This is a genomic window from Microvirga sp. P4_G7 (assembly GCF_056401005.1).
On record NZ_JBFUKD010000520.1, the window covers coordinates 1 to 2,739 of the forward strand.

At 60.6% G+C, this 2,739-nt stretch carries 3 protein-coding genes; all 3 read left to right on the top strand.

Going from position 1 to position 2,739, the window contains the following annotated elements; genetic code table 11:
* On the top strand, positions 1-974 hold a 974-nt coding region (locus AC1DT3_RS17315), incomplete at its 5' end, for an ABC transporter ATP-binding protein (RefSeq protein WP_477466476.1).
* Positions 971-1,948, top strand: coding sequence for an ABC transporter ATP-binding protein (locus tag AC1DT3_RS17320; protein WP_477466477.1), 978 nt, complete (start codon positions 971-973; stop codon positions 1,946-1,948). The genes AC1DT3_RS17315 and AC1DT3_RS17320, both read left to right, overlap by 4 nt.
* Before the next feature lie 45 nt (positions 1,949-1,993).
* A partial coding sequence (locus AC1DT3_RS17325; protein WP_477466478.1) for an enolase C-terminal domain-like protein occupies positions 1,994-2,739 on the top strand: 746 nt, incomplete at its 3' end.

Genomic DNA, 2,739 nt, shown 5'->3' on the forward strand with positions numbered 1-2,739 from the left:
ACATGATTCCAGTGGTCAGGGACGTGTCCTTTGCCATCGCACCGGGGGAAACTTTGGCGATCGTCGGTGAGTCGGGCTCCGGAAAATCGGTCACCAGCCTCGCAGTAATGGGATTGCTCCCGGCAGGAAGTGGCAGGATCCTGTCCGGGTCGGTTCTCTGGCGGGGCGATGAAGTACCCATCGATCTCGCCACCGCCGACCGTGAGGCGCAACGTGCTCTGCGCGGCTGCGATATGGCGATGATCTTTCAAGAACCGATGACGTCCTTGAATCCGCTCTACACCGTTGGGGAGCAGATCGCCGAGGCTGTTCGGTTTCATATGCATCTTGGTCGAAAGGCCGCTCTCGACCGCGCGGCCGAGATGCTCGACCTCGTCGGCATTCCCGAGCCGCGCCGCCGGCTCGATAACTATCCGCACGAAATGTCGGGAGGGATGCGGCAACGCATCATGATTGCGCTGGCGCTGGCGTGCAATCCGCGTCTGCTGATCGCCGACGAGCCGACCACGGCGCTCGACGTCACGATCCAGGCCCAGATCCTCGATCTCCTCGCACGACTGCAACGAGAACTTCGCATGGCTGTTCTCTTCATCACGCACGATCTCGGTGTCGTCGCGGATATCGCAGACCGGGTCGCTGTGATGTATGGCGGCGAGATCGTAGAAATGGGAACGACCGCCGACATCATCGACAATCCACGGCACCCCTACACGCGCGGCCTTCTTGCCGCGCGGCCAATGCCTGCACTCAAGAGCGAGCGTCCGCACCGACTACGCGTATTGCCGGGACAGGTTCCCGAGCCGCGTGCCTTGCCGCAGGGATGTATATTCCATCCGCGCTGCTTTGCGTTTGAGCCCGGCATCTGTGATGTTTCTCATCCCACCCTCACAGCAGACGCCACCCGGGCAGTGCGGTGCGTCCGGTGGCGGGACATCGCTCGGAGTGATCTGACTCACGCGGAGAGCGCAGCATGAACGCGCCTCTTCTGCAAGTTCAGCAGCTTCGCAAGCACTTTCCTCTGGGTGGAAGGCGAATATTTGGGGGATCCAAGGGCTCTATCAAAGCCGTCGATGGCGTCTCTTTTGATGTCGAGCGAAACGAAGTTCTCGGTCTTGTCGGCGAGTCCGGATCCGGCAAGAGCACGATAGGTCGTGCCATCGTCGGCTTGTCTCCGCCCACGTCGGGCACGATTCTATTCGAAGGAGCGGACCTCAAGGAGGGACTTGCGCAGAAGCGAAACGATGTGCGGCGACGAATTCAAATGGTCTTCCAGGATCCGTTCTCGTCTCTGAACCCGCGGCAGACGGTTGAGGACATCGTTGCCGAAGGATTGATCATCCATGATCTCGCGAAGGATGGTGAGAGCCGACGGCGTCGCGTGCGTGAGCTTCTGGAGCTCGTCAACCTTCCTGCATCGGCAGCCGGTCGGTATCCTCATGAGTTTTCAGGCGGTCAGCGTCAGCGCATTGGCATCGCCCGCGCACTGTCGGCGGAGCCGAGCCTGATTGTGGCAGACGAGGCGGTCTCCGCCCTCGACGTCTCCGTTCAGGCGCAGGTGATCAACCTGTTCGAGGACCTCAGAGAGCATCTTGGTCTTACGCTCATTTTCATTGCCCACGATCTATCCGTCGTCCAGCACATCAGCGATCGCATCGCGGTGCTTTATCTTGGACGTGTGATGGAGATTGCGTCGTCCGATCAGCTCTTCACGGATTCCCGCCATCCCTACAGCAGGGCATTGCTGTCCGGCGTTGCCGGAGAGCGGCGGCGTCTTGGCGACCGGCGCATCGCCTTGTCGGGTGAGATTCCGAGCCCCATCAATCCGCCGTCCGGCTGCGTCTTCCGGACCCGGTGCCCCTACGCCCTTCCAGCATGCGCGCAATCGATCCCCGATCTTCGACCCGTTGCGCTCGGGCATGCGAAGGCCTGTATCCGAGACGACATTTGAGTGCGCTCAAGCGCGATGAACACCTGAGCAAGGAATGAGACGTCCATGAAGATCGTCGATATGAAAGTGCGCTGTGTCGCGATCCCCCTCACGTGCATGCTGCGCCATAACACAGGAGTTCATCCTGGATATTTCTTGCGCACGATCTTGGAGCTCGTCACCGATGACGGCCTGATCGGCCTAGGGGAGGTGGGCGGTGGTGACCAGCGCGGTGCGTTGATGAAACTGAAGTCGCGCGTCGTCGGCATCGATCCATTCCATCTTGAGACGATCAAGCTCGCGACGCTGCGTTCGGTCTATTACATGTCCAATGCGCGCCTCTATGCGGCGATTGAAATGGCGTGCCTGGACATTCAGGGAAAAGCGCTCGGTCGTCCCGTGTCCGATCTCTTGGGGGGACGCGTCCGCGACCGGATTCCGATGATAGGCTATTTGTTCTGGCGCTATGACCGGCCGGGCGGTGGGGATGACAGTCGCGCTGAAGACCTTGCCGATTATTGCGAGGAGTTGCGGGAAACACTTGGCATCACGTCGATGAAGCTCAAGGCCGGTGTCCTCGATCCCTTCGAGGAGGCCAGGGTTCTAGAGCTCTGCCGGGAAAGGCTCGGCGATCGGTTTGGCCTCCGAATCGATCCAAACGGCGTCTGGTCCGTGCAGACCGCGACACGGGTCGGTCAGCGTCTCGAGCCACTCGGAATCGAGTATTTCGAAGATCCCTCATGGGGTCTCGAAGGGAATGCGGCGGTACGGTCCGCGGTGCGCATTCCCATCGCGACCAACATGTACCCCGC

Bases quoted from the DNA above. Each gene is read 5' to 3' on its own strand.
- AC1DT3_RS17320 (WP_477466477.1), top strand. From the start codon at position 971: ATGAACGCGCCTCTTCTGCAAGTTCAGCAGCTTCGCAAGCACTTTCCT.